The sequence below is a fragment of the Bradyrhizobium sp. USDA 4472 genome, from assembly GCF_054058595.1.
In genome coordinates this window covers 7,133,717-7,149,572 of sequence record NZ_JBSSAM010000001.1, presented here as the reverse complement: position 1 = coordinate 7,149,572, position 15,856 = coordinate 7,133,717, and the positions used below count along the sequence as shown (strand labels likewise).

At 62.6% G+C, this 15,856-nt stretch carries 12 protein-coding genes; 10 read left to right on the top strand and 2 right to left on the bottom strand.

Features of this window, described 5'->3' with window-relative positions; genetic code table 11:
• The first annotated feature begins 9 nt into the window (after positions 1–9).
• From ACVWZ4_RS33755 to arfA, 5 genes are read left to right on the top strand one after another with little or no spacing between them, the layout of a single operon-like run.
• Positions 10–1,014: an ABC transporter permease gene (locus tag ACVWZ4_RS33755; RefSeq protein ID WP_456742065.1), complete on the top strand. Its 1,005-nt coding sequence runs from the start codon at positions 10–12 to the stop codon at positions 1,012–1,014.
• A complete protein-coding gene (locus tag ACVWZ4_RS33750) occupies positions 1,014–1,877 on the top strand; it encodes an ABC transporter permease (RefSeq protein WP_456742064.1) in 864 nt (287 codons plus the stop codon). Before ACVWZ4_RS33755 ends, ACVWZ4_RS33750 begins: the two co-directional genes overlap by 1 nt.
• Positions 1,877–2,908, top strand: a complete 1,032-nt coding sequence (locus ACVWZ4_RS33745; RefSeq protein ID WP_456742306.1) for an ABC transporter ATP-binding protein — start codon at positions 1,877–1,879, stop codon at positions 2,906–2,908. The genes ACVWZ4_RS33750 and ACVWZ4_RS33745 overlap by 1 nt, the downstream gene beginning before the upstream one ends.
• Positions 2,905–3,774, top strand: a complete 870-nt coding sequence (locus ACVWZ4_RS33740; RefSeq protein ID WP_456742063.1) for an ABC transporter ATP-binding protein — start codon at positions 2,905–2,907, stop codon at positions 3,772–3,774. The genes ACVWZ4_RS33745 and ACVWZ4_RS33740 overlap by 4 nt, the downstream gene beginning before the upstream one ends.
• Positions 3,771–5,315 (top strand): arabinosylfuranosidase ArfA, encoded by a 1,545-nt coding sequence (gene arfA, locus ACVWZ4_RS33735; protein ID WP_456742062.1) that lies wholly within the window; start codon positions 3,771–3,773, stop codon positions 5,313–5,315. The genes ACVWZ4_RS33740 and arfA overlap by 4 nt, the downstream gene beginning before the upstream one ends.
• A gap of 39 nt (positions 5,316–5,354) precedes the next feature.
• On the opposite strand, the gene ACVWZ4_RS33730 is transcribed toward arfA, so the two are convergent.
• A complete protein-coding gene (locus tag ACVWZ4_RS33730) occupies positions 5,355–11,591 on the bottom strand; it encodes an AAA family ATPase (protein ID WP_456742061.1) in 6,237 nt (2,078 codons plus the stop codon).
• A gap of 443 nt (positions 11,592–12,034) precedes the next feature.
• Here ACVWZ4_RS33730 and ACVWZ4_RS33725 point away from each other — a divergent pair, with 443 nt between their 5' ends.
• Complete coding sequence (locus tag ACVWZ4_RS33725; RefSeq protein ID WP_456742060.1) at positions 12,035–13,177, top strand: AI-2E family transporter; 1,143 nt, start codon at positions 12,035–12,037, stop codon at positions 13,175–13,177.
• A gap of 16 nt (positions 13,178–13,193) precedes the next feature.
• A complete protein-coding gene (locus tag ACVWZ4_RS33720; RefSeq protein ID WP_456702886.1) occupies positions 13,194–13,649 on the top strand; it encodes a potassium channel family protein in 456 nt (151 codons plus the stop codon).
• Between the two features lie 34 nt (positions 13,650–13,683).
• Here ACVWZ4_RS33720 and ACVWZ4_RS33715 read toward each other — a convergent pair whose 3' ends face one another.
• The gene (locus tag ACVWZ4_RS33715) at positions 13,684–14,367 is read right to left on the bottom strand and encodes a helix-turn-helix domain-containing protein (protein WP_456702887.1); all 684 of its coding nucleotides are present in this window, start codon (positions 14,365–14,367) and stop codon (positions 13,684–13,686) included.
• Positions 14,368–14,393: 26 nt separating this feature from the next.
• Between ACVWZ4_RS33715 and ACVWZ4_RS33710 the strand changes: the two genes are divergently transcribed.
• From ACVWZ4_RS33710 to ACVWZ4_RS33700, 3 genes are all read left to right on the top strand, one after another.
• Positions 14,394–14,651: a hypothetical protein gene (locus ACVWZ4_RS33710; protein WP_456742059.1), complete on the top strand. Its 258-nt coding sequence runs from the start codon at positions 14,394–14,396 to the stop codon at positions 14,649–14,651.
• Positions 14,652–14,669: 18 nt separating this feature from the next.
• A complete protein-coding gene (locus ACVWZ4_RS33705) occupies positions 14,670–15,293 on the top strand; it encodes a response regulator transcription factor (protein ID WP_456790457.1) in 624 nt (207 codons plus the stop codon).
• A gap of 182 nt (positions 15,294–15,475) precedes the next feature.
• Positions 15,476–15,844: a response regulator transcription factor gene (locus tag ACVWZ4_RS33700; RefSeq protein WP_456702889.1), complete on the top strand. Its 369-nt coding sequence runs from the start codon at positions 15,476–15,478 to the stop codon at positions 15,842–15,844.
• The last annotated feature ends 12 nt before the right edge of the window (positions 15,845–15,856 follow it).

The following is a 15,856-nucleotide window of genomic DNA, read 5'->3' as shown; positions in this document are numbered from 1 at the left end:
GGTGCTGCCTTGAGCGGGTACGCCGGCTATGTCGGCCGCCGGCTCGCGCAGTTCCTGCTCGTCGTTTTCATCGGCATCAACATCGCCTATCTCGTTACGCATGCCTCGCCGATCGATCCCGTCGAGCAATCGATTTCGGCGGTGACCTCCTTTGGCAACACGGCGCCTGATGCGATCGAACAGATGCGGAATTCCCTCCGCGAGCTCTATGGTCTCGGCGGCACGCCCGTTCAGCAATATCTGACCTTCTGGAAGCGGATCCTGAGCGCCGATTTCGGCCCCTCGCTGTCCGCCTTTCCGACCCCCGTCGGCACCTTGATCGGACGCGCGCTGCCTTGGACGGCGGGCCTCCTCGCAGTCTCGACCCTCGTCGCCTGGGTGCTCGGAAATCTGTTGGGTGGACTTGCGGGCTACTACCGGCAGAGCCGCGGGCTGAAGCTGCTGGGGGTGATCGCCATGGGTCTTCATCCGATCCCCTATTACATCCTGGCCATGCTGCTGCTGATCCTGTTCGGCTTCATCTGGCCGGTGCTCCCGATCAGCGGTGGGGCGACGATGAATTTGCCACAGACCCTGACACCCGAATTCGTGTGGAGCGTGCTGCAACATGCGATCCTGCCGGCGCTCTCGCTGATCCTGATCGGTGTCGGCAGCTGGTTTCTCGGCATGCGTTCGCTGGTCTCCAACGTCCTGGCGGAGGACTACGTCGTCTATGCCGAGCTTGCAGGCGTGAAGTCCTGGCGCATCCTGACATCCTACGTGATGCGCAACGCGCTCGTGCCGCAGGTGACGGGCCTGGCGATGTCGCTGGGCGGAATCTTCAACGGTGCCGTGATCACCGAGAAGGTGTTCGGTTATCCCGGGCTCGGCTCGCTCCTTGTCGATGCCGTCTATGCCGGTGACTACGGTTTGGTCCTCGGCGTCACCACCGTCTCGATCCTCGGCGTATCGGTCGGCGTGCTGGCGATCGATCTTCTGTATCCACTGCTTGATCCCAGGGTGAAGGTCAGCTGATGGCGGTCTTTCTCCGCGACCTCTTGCGCTACAGGGCCGAGTTCCGGATTGGGGTCACGCTGGTTGCCGTCGTCCTGCTGCTGTCCGTGCTGGCGAGCTTCTCGCCATATCCGCCTGACAGCGTCTATCTGGTACCGCCCGACCTGCCGCCGTCGTTGACTTACTGGTTCGGCACGACATCGCGCGGTCAGGACGTGTTCTGGCAGTTGAGCTTTGCGATCCGGAATACGTTGCTGTTTGGGGGGACGGTGGCCCTGGTCAGCCGCCTTGTTGCGCTCGCCGTCGGGTTGATCAGCGGCTACAAGGGCGGCTGGCTCGATCGCGTCCTGATGTCCGTGAATGACACCTTCATCGTCATCCCGCTGTTGCCGATCCTGGTGCTGTTCTATTTCGTCATGCGTGACCGGATCTCCTGGTTGATGCTGGCGCTGATCATGGCCTGTTTCGGCTGGGCTTACGACGCGCGGCTGATTCGTTCGGTGGTCATGAGCTTGAGGCAGCGCGAATTCACCCAGACCAGCCTGTTCTCCGGAATGAGCACGCGGCAGATCCTGACCGAGGAGCATCTGCCCTATGTCATGCCGATCCTGTTCTCCACGACCATGAACAACATGGTGTGGTCGATCGGACTCGAGGTGACGCTTGCCGTGCTCGGCTTCACCGATGTCAACACGCCGACGATCGGCGGCATGATCTATTGGGCCAATCAGCACACGGCGATGGTCGCGGGCATCTGGTGGTGGATCGCTTTTCCGACCATCACGGTGGTCATGGCATTCATCGGGCTCTTCCTGCTCGCGGTCTCGGTGAACGCGCATATCGATCCGAGAAGCCGCCTCTGGAGCGTTGGAGGGGCCTCGTGATACACGCCGACGCTGAGCAGCCGCACCGGGATCAAGATGCCCAGCCGCTTCTCAGCGTTCGCGACCTGCAAGCCTATTACCAGACCAGCCAAGCCGGCCTCAGGCGCGGCATCCGGGCGGTCGACGGTGTCAGCTTCGCTGTTCGCCGCGGCGAGATCTACGGTCTCGCTGGTGAATCGAGTTCGGGCAAGACGACGCTCGTCAAAAGCATCGCAGGCGCGATCAGGCCTCCGCTCGAGATCGTCGGCGGCAGCATGGAGTTTGCCTTCCTGCCCGGCTACGACGGATTGCATCGCGCGCCGCCGGCGGCGTTGGAGCGCATACGCTGGCGGCACCTGTCCTACATCATGCAGGGTTCAATGAACGTGCTGAATCCGGTGCGTCGGGTCCGATCCTCGTTCGTCGATTTCGCTTACCCGCATATCGGCGGTAGCCGAAGGCGGTTCGAGCAGCAGGTGGTCGCCCATCTGGCCCGGGTCAAACTTGATCCCTCTGTCCTCACCGCCTTTCCACACGAACTCTCAGGCGGGATGCGACAACGCGCCGCGCTGGCCCTTGCGACCATCTGCCGTCCCGGATTTATCATTGCCGACGAGCCGACCACCGCACTCGACGTGGTGGTGCAGAAGGAGGTGCTCGGCATGCTCAGGGGCATTCAGCGCGAGACTGGCTCGTCGGTCCTGTTGGTCACGCACGATATGGGGGTGCACGCGCAGTTCACGGACCGACTGGCCATCATGTACGCCGGCCGTCTCGTGGAGGAAGCCGCGACCACCGAGATCTTTGGCAATCCCCTGCATCCCTACACCAAGCATCTCATATCGAGCCTTCCACGCATCGGTGACGACGCGCCGCGCCAGGGTCTTGGCGGCGCCCCGCCAAATCTGGCCGATCCGCCGCCTGGTTGCCGTTTCCACCCGCGGTGTCCGCTTGCAGGCGAGATTTGTCGCCGGGAGACCCCGGTGATGCGTGAAAGCGCCCCCGGGCATCGCGTTGCATGCTTCGCCGTAGACCAGGGCGTACGGGCATGAATGATGTGCTGCTCGACGTCATGGAGGTCAGCAAAACCTTCTTCCGCGGAGGGTTGTTATCGCGGGAGACGATCGTCGCGGTGAACACGGTAAGCTTCCGGCTTGGTGTCGGGCGACCCGAGATCCTGGCGATCATCGGCGAATCGGGCAGCGGCAAGACGACCCTTGCCCGGATGATCCTGAACACGGAAACGCCAACCAGCGGCAGACTGCTGCTGGATGGTGCCGACCTTGCGGCTATCAGCGGCAGTGCCGGCCGGCTGGCATTCATGCACAAGGTGCAGCCGATCTTTCAGAATCCGTTCGAATGCTTCAACCCCCTGAAGCGCGTTGAGCGGTATCTGCTTATGACGCGGCGCCGGTTTTCCGGCACGGCAGAGGAGAGCACGGCTGCGGCCGTTGATGCGGCGCTGCACAAAGTGGGGCTATCGCTCAAGGAGGTGAGCGATCGATATCCGCACGAGCTATCGGGCGGGCAGCTTCAACGGGTCGCGATTGCCCGTGCGCTGCTCGCCGAGCCAAAATTGATCGTGGCGGACGAGCCGGTCTCCATGATCGACGCCTCCTTGCGGATGTCCATCGTCAATCTGTTCAAGACTCTGAGGGACGACCTCGGGATATCGATCATCTATGTCACGCATGACCTGGCGACCGCCTACTACATCAGCGACCGCATCATGATCATGCAGAAGGGCAGTGTGGTCGAAAGCGGTGATGCGAGAACGGTGCTGAAGGCGCCGCGACATCCCTATACGCAACAATTGCGCGAAGCCGTGCTATTCCCTGAGGTGAGCGACTCTACGGCAAACGTCAATCCCGGCATCAACGGTCCCATCGGCCCCGCGGCCCCCGAGAGAACAGCATGAGGAAAGCCAGAGTTCTGATCGACCGTGACTTCGCCATCGGTCACACCGACCCCCGCTTGTTCGGTGCCTTCGTCGAGCATCTCGGCCGATGCGTCTACGGTGGCATCTACGAGCCGGGCCATCCGACCGCAGACGAAAGGGGGTTCCGGAAGGACGTGCTCGCCCTGGTGAAGGAGCTTGGCCCGACGCTCATCCGGTACCCCGGCGGCAATTTCGTCTCGGGCTACAATTGGGAGGACGGCGTTGGTCCGCAGGAGACGAGGCCGGCACGCCTGGACCTTGCCTGGTTCAGCACCGAGCCGAACAGTTTTGGCACCAACGAATTCATGGACTGGTGCCGCGCTGCGGACGTCGCGCCGATGATGGCGGTCAATCTCGGCACCCGCGGGGGCGATGCCGCGCGCAACCTGGTCGAGTACTGCAACCATCCCGGCGGCACGGCATTGTCCGAGCTGCGTCGTACCCACGGCTGGGACAAGCCGCACGGCGTCAAGCTGTGGTGCCTCGGCAACGAGGTCGACGGGCCCTGGCAGATGGAGCACAAGAGCGCCGACGATTACGGAGCGCTCGCGCGCGAGGCCGCCAAGATGATGCGCTGGGTGGACCCAACCATCGAGCTGGCGGCATGCGGGTCCTCCGGGCGTAACATGCCGACCTTCGGCCAGTGGGAGGACACGGTCCTGGAGCACACCTTCGATCACGTCGACTACATTTCGCTCCACACCTATCTCAACAATTACAAGCAGGACACGGCCTCGTTTCTCGCCAGCCCCGATCTGATGGACAGCTTCATCGACGAGGTCGTCGCGATTGCGGACGCGGTCGCTGCCAGGCGGCGGTCCAACAAGCGCTTGATGCTGAGCTTCGACGAATGGAACGTCTGGTATCGAACCCGCCGCAATCGCGCCGACCGGGTTAGGGAAGGCTGGCCGGTGGCGCCACCGATCCTCGAGGAAATCTATACGATGGAAGACGCACTCGCCTTCGGCGGCGCCTGCATCTCACTGCTCAATCATGCCGACCGGGTGAAGGTCGCCTGCCTCGCGCAACTCGTCAACGTCATCGCGCCGATCATGACCGAGACGGGCGGAGGGGCGTGGCGCCAGACCACCTTCTTCCCATTTGCGCATTTGAGCCGTTTCGGCCGCGGCAAGGTTCTCCGCACGCAAGCGGAGTCCGAAACATACGATTCATCGTACTACGATCCCCGCGGTACCCAGGAGCAGAGTTTTCCCGTCCCTGATGTGCCGTATCTGAAGATCGCTGCGGTGGCGACCGAAGACGGTGGCCTGTCGCTGTTTCTGCTCAATCGCGATCTGAAGCAGGAGATGGAGGTGAGCGTCGAGGCCAGACGTTTCGGCCGGATGAAGGTGAGCGAGAGAGTTGAACTCCGGCACGATGACCTGAGGGCGACGAATACCAAGCATGCGCCGGACACGATCAAGCCGGCGCCGTTGCAGAATGTGACCTTCGACGGCGGTCGATTGCAGGCGACGCTCGAGCCGGCGTCCTGGAACGTGATTCATCTCTCGGCAAGCTGAGCATAGCGCTTCGTACCGGCGCGGACATGAATGGAGAATTCAACGCGCGGCGTCCGGACCTGTCCGGGAGGCGAGGGCCTGACGAATGGCATGCGCCAGATCTGCCGGCCGGTACGGCTTGCTCAGCAAGGTGACGTCAGGGTCCAGCCGACCGTCATGCATCATGGCGGCTTCCGGATAGCCCGACATATAGAGCACGGGCAGGCCGGGGCGCCGCTGAAGGACGGCGTCGGCAACTTCGCGGCCGTTCATCCCGCCAGGCATGACGACGTCGGTGAATAGCAGGTCGAAGACGGCGCCCCGGTCGACGAGCTCGACGGCCTCCGGGCCGTTGGCGGCCGTTATCGTGCGATAACCGAAGCTCTTGAGCTGCGCTGCAACGTATTTACGGACCAGATCGTCGTCCTCGACCAAAAGGATGGTTTCATTGCCGCGCTGCAGCTCGCCTTTCGCCGCAACGCTTGCAGACTCCGCGCTCTGGGTCGAGCGCGGCAGGTAGAGGCTGAAGGTCGTTCCTAGCCCTTCTTCGCTATCGATTCTGATGTGACCGCCGGATTGCTTGATGAAGCCATATACCATGCTCAATCCGAGGCCCGTTCCCTTGCCAAGCTCCTTGGTCGTGAAGAAGGGCTCGAATATCTTGTCCCGGATCACCTGTGGAATGCCCGAACCGGCATCGCTCACCGTGACCAGGACAAAGTCGCCGCGACTGTCGTCCGGGCCCGCATTGTCAGGACCAAAGCTGACATTCGCCGTGCCGAATGCGATCTTGCCGCCACCCGGCATCGCGTCGCGGGCATTGACGGCGAGATTGATCAGAGCGGTCGAGAGCTGGCCCGGGTCGATCAGCGCGTGCCAGCAATCGTCCTGCAGCGTGGAGCCGACCTCGATGTGCTCGCCTAGAGTCGGCCGCAGCAGCTTGGTGGTATCGACCACGAGATTGTTGACATCGACGTTGCGGGGTTGCAAAGGCTGCCTGCGCGCGAACGCAAGGAGCTGCATCGTCAGATCGGCGCCGCGCGCCGCCGCGTCGTCGATCATGTGGGCGATGGCGAGGAGGTCGGGCTGATCCGCAAGATCGTCGATCAAGATCTGGATCGTTCCGGTGATCACCGTCAAGATGTTATTGAAGTCATGGGCGACGCCGCCGGTGAGTTGGCCGACCGCGTCCATCTTCTGTGCCTGGCGCAGCTGTTGCTCGAGACGCAGGCGCTGGCTGATGTCCCGGCCGATCACGATGATCAGCTCCTGGCGGCCTGTCGAGACGTGAGCGGCCGACATTTCGACATCGAGACCCTTCTCGTCGGGGCCATCCAGGCGAAGCTGTAACAAGCCCGCCGAGTCCGGCGCCAGCAGACGGGCGACTTCCGTCGCGTCGGCCGGAACGAGGATGGATCGAAACGGGAGGCCGATGATTTTCTCCCGAGGCCGTCCCAGCATCACCCCAGCCGTGCGGTTCGCCTCGATCACCAGGCCATCTTGGTCGAGAATCAGGATCGCGTCATGCGCCTGCTCCATGAGCAGGCGGTACTTTTCTTCCGCCTGCTTTCGCGCGGTGAGGTCGAGCACGAACGAGACGCATTGATCGGACGATGCGGCCAGCAGGGCGGAGCCGATCAGAACTGGAACGCGGCTGCCGTCCTTCCTGATGAACGCCTTCTCTCGCGAGGCGATCTGTCCCGACATTCTGAGTTGTTCGATCCGCTGCGCGTCCTCATCGCGGTATTCGGCCGGAGTCATGTCCTTCCAGCGAACGGCGTTCGACACCAGTTCCTGCCTGGAATATCCGGTCATGTTCAGGAAGGCGTCGTTGGCGTAGTTGATCTCGCCGCTGCCGTTCCAGAACAGGATGCCGATAATGTTGGAATCGACGAGCCGGCGGATGCGGGCCTCGCGCTCCTGAAGATCGCGATAGAGCAGCGTGTTCTCCAGCGAGATCGCAGCTTGGGCGGCCAGCAGGTCCAGCACCGCCACGCGATCCGGCGTGAAGGCATGCGTCGTCAGCGTGTTCTCGAGGTAGAGCAATCCGATGAGCTTGGCCTGTTTCAGGAGCGGCAGGCAAAGGACGGACCTTGGGTGTCGGCGGCACACGTAGTCATCGCCGTAAAGCGGATCAGGCCGCGATGCGTCGTCGACGATGAGAGGTTTTTGCGTGCGAATGACGTAACGAAGCAGGGCTTCGGGGCAATCCGGTGACGAGAGCGAGGTTTGGTTCATCACGACGCTGAACTCGTCGCCCCTGGATTGGCCCTCCGCCTCGATACAGAAGTCGTCATCTCGCGACAAGATCAACAGGCCGCGATCGGCGCCGGCGTTCTGCAGCACGATTTTCATCAGCGTCTCGATCAGCTTTGGCAGCTCGATTTCGCTTGAGACGGCCTGAGACGCCTTCACCACCGTGGTGACGTCCATCTGCTGGATGGTCGGCCGGCTTCCGGAACTGGTGTCCTCGGCGACGTGAAGCCGTGGATAAAGACGTTCGAGCTGCCTTACCTTGGGCTCGGCTCCCCAGCGAAGAAATCCGTAATGGGCATCGCGTAGATAGGCATAGGCGATCTTCTCGAACCCGCGCTTCGCATAGAAACGCCCGGCGAGCTCGTTTGCGATGGCCTCGTTGTGGGGAAAACCGTTTGCGTGCGCCGCGGCGATGGCCCAATCGTAGAAGCGCATTGCATCGAGCTCGCGATCTTCGATGTGCGCGATTTCCGCAGATATGAGCGCGGCGCGGTCGGCGAAGTCTTCCGGGCTGATCTCGGCCAATTGCTGGAGCACGCGGTGATGGTGGATCAGCATATCGAGATGCCGGGCCCGCTCGCCCGGCGCTGCGGCCTCACAGCATGCGGCCTCGGCCAAGGCGGCATAGAAGTGAAACTCGACCCGGTCGAACAGGGCTTTCGATGTCCACAGCAGTTTGCCGGCCTTTGCCGCGGCAACGATGGCAGCGCGATCGTTGGCGAGAACGCGCGCCTGCAGTTTGCGCGTCCAGTACCAAAAGCCGGCCTGCTCCAGGTATGGCTCGGTCTCGAGACGACGCTCAAACTGCGCCTCGTTGAAACCAGCTTCATCGAAGCCGCCAAATTTCGTGGTGAGGCCGCGCAGCGACCGAATGAGCTGCAACTGCCCGGCGATGCGATCGGCGGCAAGGTCGACGTGGGCCCGGAGAGCGAAATCGAGGCCTGCCTCCGCTTCCCGCTGCACTTCGGCGAGGGGATCGCCGCAGGCGAGAAGGTGCGTCAGGAAGTGGTGTCGGGTGAAGCTCGCGTAGTTCACGTCGCCGACTTGCTGCGCAGCGTCGAAGGCCCGCTTCAGCCAGGGACGGCCTGAGTGCACATGTCGGGTCCAGCTTCCGAAGCCGAGATAGACGCGGGCCTTGAACCGGTCCAGTCCGCGGGTTTCGACCAGATCGAGGCCGAGCTGGGCAAAACGATAGCCGGCGTCATAGTTGCCGAAGTCGGGACCGAGCACGGTGCCGAGCACGATGTAGGCGAGGCACGATGCGTCGGAGTTGCCGTATTGCAGGCTGAGATTGGCCATGCGTCCAATGATGAGCCGGCGCAAGTCCTCGTCGATATACCAGGCCGGCGAGACCAGGACTGTCAGGACGTCCATCGTCCCGCGTGCGATCGGATCCGCCATCCGCGGCAGCTCGAGCAGCGCCTCGATCGGACGATGGCCGATCTCTTGCCACATCCGGTCGTATTCGCCGTGGACTTCGTCCGGCGTGGGATGTGCCGACCAGTCGATCCCGACGCGACGCAGATAGTCGAGCGCAATCTCGATGTCGCGATCGCTCGGCTCCATTCGCAGTCGGGTCACGGCCGCGAGGTCGGGCAGGGTGGCCGCGCGCTGTGCCAGTTCGGCAAGGCGCGCGTTCGCCTTGGCGTGTTCGCCGGCCACGAACTCGCATTCGGCGCGCTGTAGCGCCAGCGTGAAGCTGAGCGCGTAATGCTGCTCCCGGCAATCCAGGGGCAGCATGGCCTCGCCGGTCGCGAAATGGCTCTGGGCCATGGCGAAGGCCGTAGCGGCCTTGGCCCGGCGACCGGCCAAAAGATTGAGCTCCGCCAGCCTGACGCGTTCCTCGGGCGAGGTGATCAAGGCCCTGCCGCGGTTGAGTTGTCCGACGATCTCGAAGACGCCCTCCTCGACGGCATTGGGCGCAGTTCGCGCGGCGAACAGGCGACCAATGCGAAGATGCGCCGCAGCCCGTTCCTCCTCCGGAATCAGCGCATAGGCCGCCTCCTGAAACCGGTCGTGGACGAAGCGGTAGGTGCCGGCTTGCGGCTCCACGAACTCCTGGCGAACGGCAGGCCACAAGTCGGCGTTGACCTGCTCATCAGAGATGCCGAGCACGATGGAAAGCACGGCGACCTCGGCGACATTGCCGAGACAGGCCATCTGCTGCAAGGCCGTACGCGTCGCGGCAGGAAGCCGGGTCAGCTTCCCCAGCATCAAGTCGATGACGTTGTCCGTGTATCGCTTGGCGTGAATGCGATCGAGGTCCCAGGACCAGCTGATAGCATCGTGGTCGAACGCAAGCAGGCCTTCGTCGACCAGCGAGAACAGGAACTGAATGGCGAAGAACGGATTGCCTGCGGTTTTCTCGTGCACGAGCTGGATCAGCGGGGCTGCGTGCCTGGGCTCGCAACGAAGCGTGTCCGCAAGCAACTGGCCGAGATGCCTGCGGCGAAGTGGTTCGAGCGTGATCTCTACAACCCGCCGTCCCCGCGCCTTGATGGCTTCACGCATGCGCATGACGGGATGAACGGAGTCCACCTCATTGTCGCGATAGGCGCCGATCAGCATCAGGTGCGTCAGGCCTGATCGGGTCAAGACATCCTCGAGCAGCTCGAGCGTCGCCATATCGAGCCATTGCAGATCGTCGAGGAACAGCACCAACGGATGCTCGGCCCGTGCAAACACGCCGATGAACTGCTCGAAGACGCGGTGAAAGCGGCTTTGCGCATGCTGAAGCGGCAGCTCCGGAACCGGCGGCTGGTCGCCGATGATGGCCTTCAGCTCCGGGATCAGGTCCACGACGAGCTGCCCGTTCGGGCCAAGTGCGCCGAGCAGGGCCTGGCGCCACGCGCTCAGCTCAGCTTCGCGTTTGCCGAGAAGAGGGCGAACGAGGCCCTGGAACGCCTTGACCAGCGTGGCGTAGGGGATGTCGCGTTTATGCAGGTCGAATTTGCCTGATGCAAACAAGGCGTGCGAGGACACCAGCACCTTGTGCAGCTCGTTCACAACAGAAGATTTTCCGATGCCGGAATATCCTGCGACCAGGGCCAGTTCCGGCGCGCCGCTTTTGACGATCCGTTCGAACGAGGCGAACAGCGTCTCGCACTCGGCTGTTCTTCCGTACAGCTTCTCGGGAATCAGCAGCCGGTCGGGCGTGTCGTGCTCGCCGAGCGGGAAGTCTTCGATGCGGTGCTGAAGCTCCCATTCCGCAAGACAACGCTGCAAATCCCGCTCGGCGCCGCCTGCTGTCTGGTAACGCTCCTCGGCCATCTTGGAGAGCAGCTTCATGATCAGCCTGGACACCACGGCCGGCACGTTGCTCGATCGCTTGGCCGGGGCCTCCGGTTCTCTCGCGACGTGACAGTGCACCCATTCCATCGGATCGGACGCCACGAAGGGAAGCGAGCCCGTGACCATCTGGTAGAGGGTGATACCGAGCGAGTACAGATCGCTCCGGGAGTCGATCGAGCGGTTCATGCGCCCTGTCTGCTCGGGGGACATGTAGGCGAATGTGCCCGCAATCTGCGCGTCGGCAGCCGCGGACAGCCGTTCGCGCGGGCGGCGGGTTGCGAAGCCGAAGCCGGTGAGATGCACGCTGTCCTTGCCGCGGCTTACCAGGATGTTGGCCGGCTTGATGTCCTTGTGCACCAGGCCCTGCTGATGCACCTTGCCGAGCGCCGCGGCGATCTGGATGGCGAGACGCAGGAAGCTGCCCATCTCCATGGGGGCGTCGGTCAGCCAGGTCAGCGGCTCGCCACCGCGGTCCTCAAGGACAAGAATGGTGGGGCCATGGTCCTGCACCAGCTCCAGCGGCTTCGCCGCCCACGCGCTGTCCAACTCGTCCTTCAATGCAAATTCGTGAGCCAGACGGTCGAGGCTTTGCGGGCTTGGGTGCTCGGCGGCCGGAACGAGGGCCAGCACGATCTGCCGTTCCCCGTCGATGCGTTCGCGGAAGGCGCGGCACAGCAGAACCCCTTCTTCGTCGGAGAGGACCTGCGGACCGTGGGCCCAGCCGGCACCCATAAACGATGAAAGGTTCATGTTCGTAGACCATGCCGCCGCCGAGCCCAAACGGGAGCTCAAGTTCGAGCCGAAGCTGGCTCGCCCGGTACTCTGCCTCACCCTCCCAACAAGCCGCCCCGACGCGACGAGGCCGGACACCGTGAAATCGTATCGGTGTGAAATCGTATCATTTGCCTTAATCGCGTCAACGGATCGACGAGACGACACGAGGCGAGGCGGCATGCAACGGAGCTCCCTTGCGGGGCCGCATCGCAACTTCAGGGAGATCAAACGCGTCAGCGACCACCGCAGCGGGAGCTTTCGCGCGAAGCCGGAGATTTCTTTCGAGCTTGAGCTGCGCGCTTGTTCGCCGATTTCGTCAAGCAGCCGAACGCCGAGCTTGATCTGGATCAAGCCCCCGAAGCGGGCCGCACCCCAGCTAGTCTGCAGCGTGCCGTCCGTCGATCAGGAGGCGACGAGCCTTGAAGACGCTTCGCCAGCTTGTGTCCGGGGAGGACATCGTCCAGCTCGTGATTCGGCTCGGCTTGCTCGGGCTGCTGATCTCGTGGACCTTCGTCGTGATCCGGCCGTTTGTGCCGATCCTGAGCTGGAGCGCCGTGTTGGTTGTGGCGTTTCATCCAGTCTTCGCCTGGCTCACCCGACACCTTGGCGGCCGTCCCCGGACCGCATCAGCCGTTCTCACACTGATCATGCTGGGCATCGTCACTGGTCCCGCTGCCTGGCTGGGCCTGAGTGCGGTGGAAGGGCTTCGCTACCTTGCGGGCCAGATCGGCAGCGGAGATCTCGTGCTGCAGGGGGCGCCGGAACGGATCAGGAATTGGCCCCTGATCGGTCCGCAGCTCTACGCATTCTGGAATGAGGCTTACACGAACGTCCGTGCAGCGCTGCGCGAGGTGGCGCCGTATCTGAAACCGCTCGCCGGGATGATGTTGTCGTTTGCGGGTAATACCGGTATCGGAATGCTCCAATTCCTGCTGTCGGTGGTCGTGGCCGGTTTCCTGCTTCCGTACGGGGCACAGCTTGTTGCCGCGCTCCGCGGCTTCCTGTTGCGCATCGTGCCTGGCCGGAGCGAGCATTTCCTGGAGCTCGCCGGTGCGACCATACGCGCGGTCTCACAAGGCGTCATCGGTGTCGCCATCGTGCAGGCGTTGCTGGCGGGCATCGGTTTCAAGCTCGCTGGCATCGCAAGCGCGGGGCTGCTCGCAATCATCGTGCTGTTGCTGTCGATCGTTCAGATCGGCGCCGCTATCGTTCTTCTTCCCGTGGTCGTCTGGATATGGGTGGACAAGGACGTCACCGTAGCCCTGCTCTTGACGATCTATCTCGTCGTCGTAGGCCTTCTCGACAACGTCCTGAAGCCGCTTCTCATGGGGCGGGGGCTGACGACGCCCACGCTCGTGATCCTGATCGGGGTCATCGGCGGTACGCTTGCGCATGGGATTATCGGGCTATTCATTGGGCCGATCATACTGTCGGTTGCTTGGGAATTGGCGGCTGCATGGATCGTGATCGATCGCGCCGAGCCGATTCGGGTCGGCCAGGCCGCCGCTGCAGCGACGGAAACCGTCGTCGTCGATCATGACGAACTGGGTCTCCAGAATTGAGGTCGGGTTCGCTGCTATGATGCTACAATTCCTGGTCGGCACTCTGGTCAGCGTGATCAATATCGGGCTCCACGCGCTGGTGACGGTGGTCGCGGTCGCCATCGCCCGCAGTGCAGGCCTGCGTCATAGCAATCGGCCGAGGCTCCATCTCATGAGCGTCATGATCGCGGCTGCCGTCGTGTTGAAGATCGCCCACATGCTCGAAATCCTGATATGGGCGGCGACCTACCATATCGTCGGCGTCGCTCCCGGCGACACCGACATGCTCTATTTTGCTTTCGTCAACTACACCACGCTCGGCTACGGCGACATTACGCCGGTGCGCGAATGGCAGTTGATCGGCCCGCTGACCGCGATGAATGGTGTACTTTTGTTCGGCTGGTCCGCCGCCATTCTGTTCGAAGTCTTGCGCAAGACGCTCGAACATCTCGGGCTGACGGAGCCGCCCGGCAAAAGCTTGCCACGGGTCTGATGCAGCGGGACGCGTGGATCCGCCTTTCGCCGGTTCAGGGCTGCAGATCCAGGCTGGCGAGCTGGTGCCGGTCGAGCAGCACGATCTGGCGCTGGGTGTTGCCCACGAAGCCGAGAACGCCGACCTCATGCAGGCGTGACAGAGCGCGCGAGACGGTTTCCAGCGTCAGGCCGAGATAGTCGGCGATATCGCGCCGCGACATCGGCAGCGCCATGACGCCCGCCGCCGTCAGCCGCTTGTCCATTTCGAGCAGGAAGGCCGCAACCCGCTCGAGTGAAGTCTTGCGTCCCAGCAAGAGCATGTGATCTTCGGCGTGCTGGAGGTTGTTCGTGGTCATGCGCAGGAGATTTTTGGCCACCATGGCATCGTTCTGGGCCACCGTTTCAAGGCTTTGCCGCCTCACAAGGCGCACGGTCGTGTCAATGATGGCTTCCGTCGTGAACCGGTGTTCGTTGCCATTTTCGAGCCCGAAGATATCGCCGACGAGGTGGAATGCGCCGATTTGCCTGCGGCCATCCGATAGCAGCTTGTAACTTCGTACCGCTCCGGACTTGACCTGATAGACATATTCGGCCGGCTCTTTCTCGCCGTAGATCTCGGTTCCTTTGCGATAGGAAAATTCGCTTAAACTGACCATCGCATTTGATTCACTTCTCATGCCGAGGTCACGAAGGGAATTGGGGCGCGGTGCGGATTCCGTCGTGATGCGAACGAACATGGGCCAACTCCACAGCTTGTCGCCGAATGGTCGGTCAGACGAAAATTCTCGGCCGGAATGCGCCGCGCTATCCCACTCCCGCCGGAGCTGATTTTCGGCTATGGTGGTGGTTCAATCCATTGTCCCAAGGGGCATTGTACCAAGGGACAGCAAAGGCGTTTGATGCGCAGGATGAGAAGGCGTGGATGCTGCGCGAATATGGCTCTTGCGAAGCGACGACTTCGATTACCAAGCTGTTGATGATGATGTTTCAAGACGAGAGGACCTCAGCGGTCCCCATTTGAATGCGCGAGAGGTGGAAGGTGGCGGGCCTCGTTCACGTTGTCGATGACGATGAGTCCTTTCGTACGGCGATTGAACGCCGGCTGAAGCTTGCGGGCTACGATGTCGCCACCTATGCGTCGTCACAGGCGTTGCTGGAATCCGCGCCGAACGACGAGCAGGCGGGATGCATCCTGCTCGACGTGCGGATACCGGGATTGTGCGGCCCCGATTTACAGGCTCACTTGATCGCGTCCGGCTCGACTTTGCCGATCATCTTCCTGACTGGACATGCAGACACGCCGACCACGGTGCGGGCGATCAAGGCGGGTGCGGAGGACTTCCTGACCAAGCCGATCTCCTCGGAGCAGTTGATCGATGCAATCGAGCGCGCATTGGCCAGTCAGGAAATGGCGCGCGCCCAGCGCAGCAGGCTGGATGCATTTCGTGGTCATCTGGTGAGGCTGACGCAGCGCGAGCGACAGGTGTTCGATCTCATCGTTCGTGGCCGCATCAACAAGCAGATCGCCCATGAGCTCGGGACCAGCGAACGCACGGTGAAGGCGCATCGCCATCAGGTGATGGAGAAGATGCAGGTCCATTCGCTTGCGGAACTCGTTTCCATAGCGGAGCGGCTTGGCATGCTCGACAGCGACGAGCATTAGCTCGTCGGCCCGGTTCATTCCGGCGATGTGACTTCCCCAAAGGACAATACCGAGCCGCGTTGACAGGCGCAGCGCGCCGTGTGCAATTGTGCACAGAAGGCCCGCCCGGAACGCGAAGCATTCACATCCCGTATCCCCGCACCGTCGCAGGACTTCGTCATCGTCCGGAAAGGCAGACTGCCTTGACCCAGCGCGAATCCGTGTTCGTCGTCGATGACGATCCATCCATGCGAGCCTGCCTGGATAGGCTGCTGCGCCGCCACGGTTTCGAGACCACGCTGTTCGACTCCGCCGGTGCCTTGCTCGAGCACGGCCAGTTCGATGACGCGATTTGCATCATCCTCGATATCAATCTCGGGGCAAACTCAGGCATTGATGCGCGGCATCGACTGCTTGAACAGGGCGTCACCGCACCGGTGGTTTACATCACCGGCAACGACAGCGACGCAAACCGCGCTGCGGCGACCGCATCGGGGTGTGTCGCTTATTTGACGAAGCCGTTTGCCGCAGACGTCCTGATCGAGTCGGTGACGCGCGCGACGGCCCCTTAGGGGCCGGCCAGT

Coding starts and splice junctions, on each gene's coding strand:
- ACVWZ4_RS33750 (WP_456742064.1), top strand. CDS start 1,014: ATGGCGGTCTTTCTCCGCGACCTCTTGCGCTACAGGGCCGAGTTCCGG.
- arfA (WP_456742062.1), top strand. CDS start 3,771: ATGAGGAAAGCCAGAGTTCTGATCGACCGTGACTTCGCCATCGGTCAC.
- ACVWZ4_RS33710 (WP_456742059.1), top strand. CDS start 14,394: ATGGTCGGTCAGACGAAAATTCTCGGCCGGAATGCGCCGCGCTATCCC.
- ACVWZ4_RS33730 (WP_456742061.1), bottom strand. CDS start 11,591: ATGAACCTTTCATCGTTTATGGGTGCCGGCTGGGCCCACGGTCCGCAG.
- ACVWZ4_RS33740 (WP_456742063.1), top strand. CDS start 2,905: ATGAATGATGTGCTGCTCGACGTCATGGAGGTCAGCAAAACCTTCTTC.
- ACVWZ4_RS33715 (WP_456702887.1), bottom strand. CDS start 14,367: ATGTTCGTTCGCATCACGACGGAATCCGCACCGCGCCCCAATTCCCTT.
- ACVWZ4_RS33720 (WP_456702886.1), top strand. CDS start 13,194: ATGATGCTACAATTCCTGGTCGGCACTCTGGTCAGCGTGATCAATATC.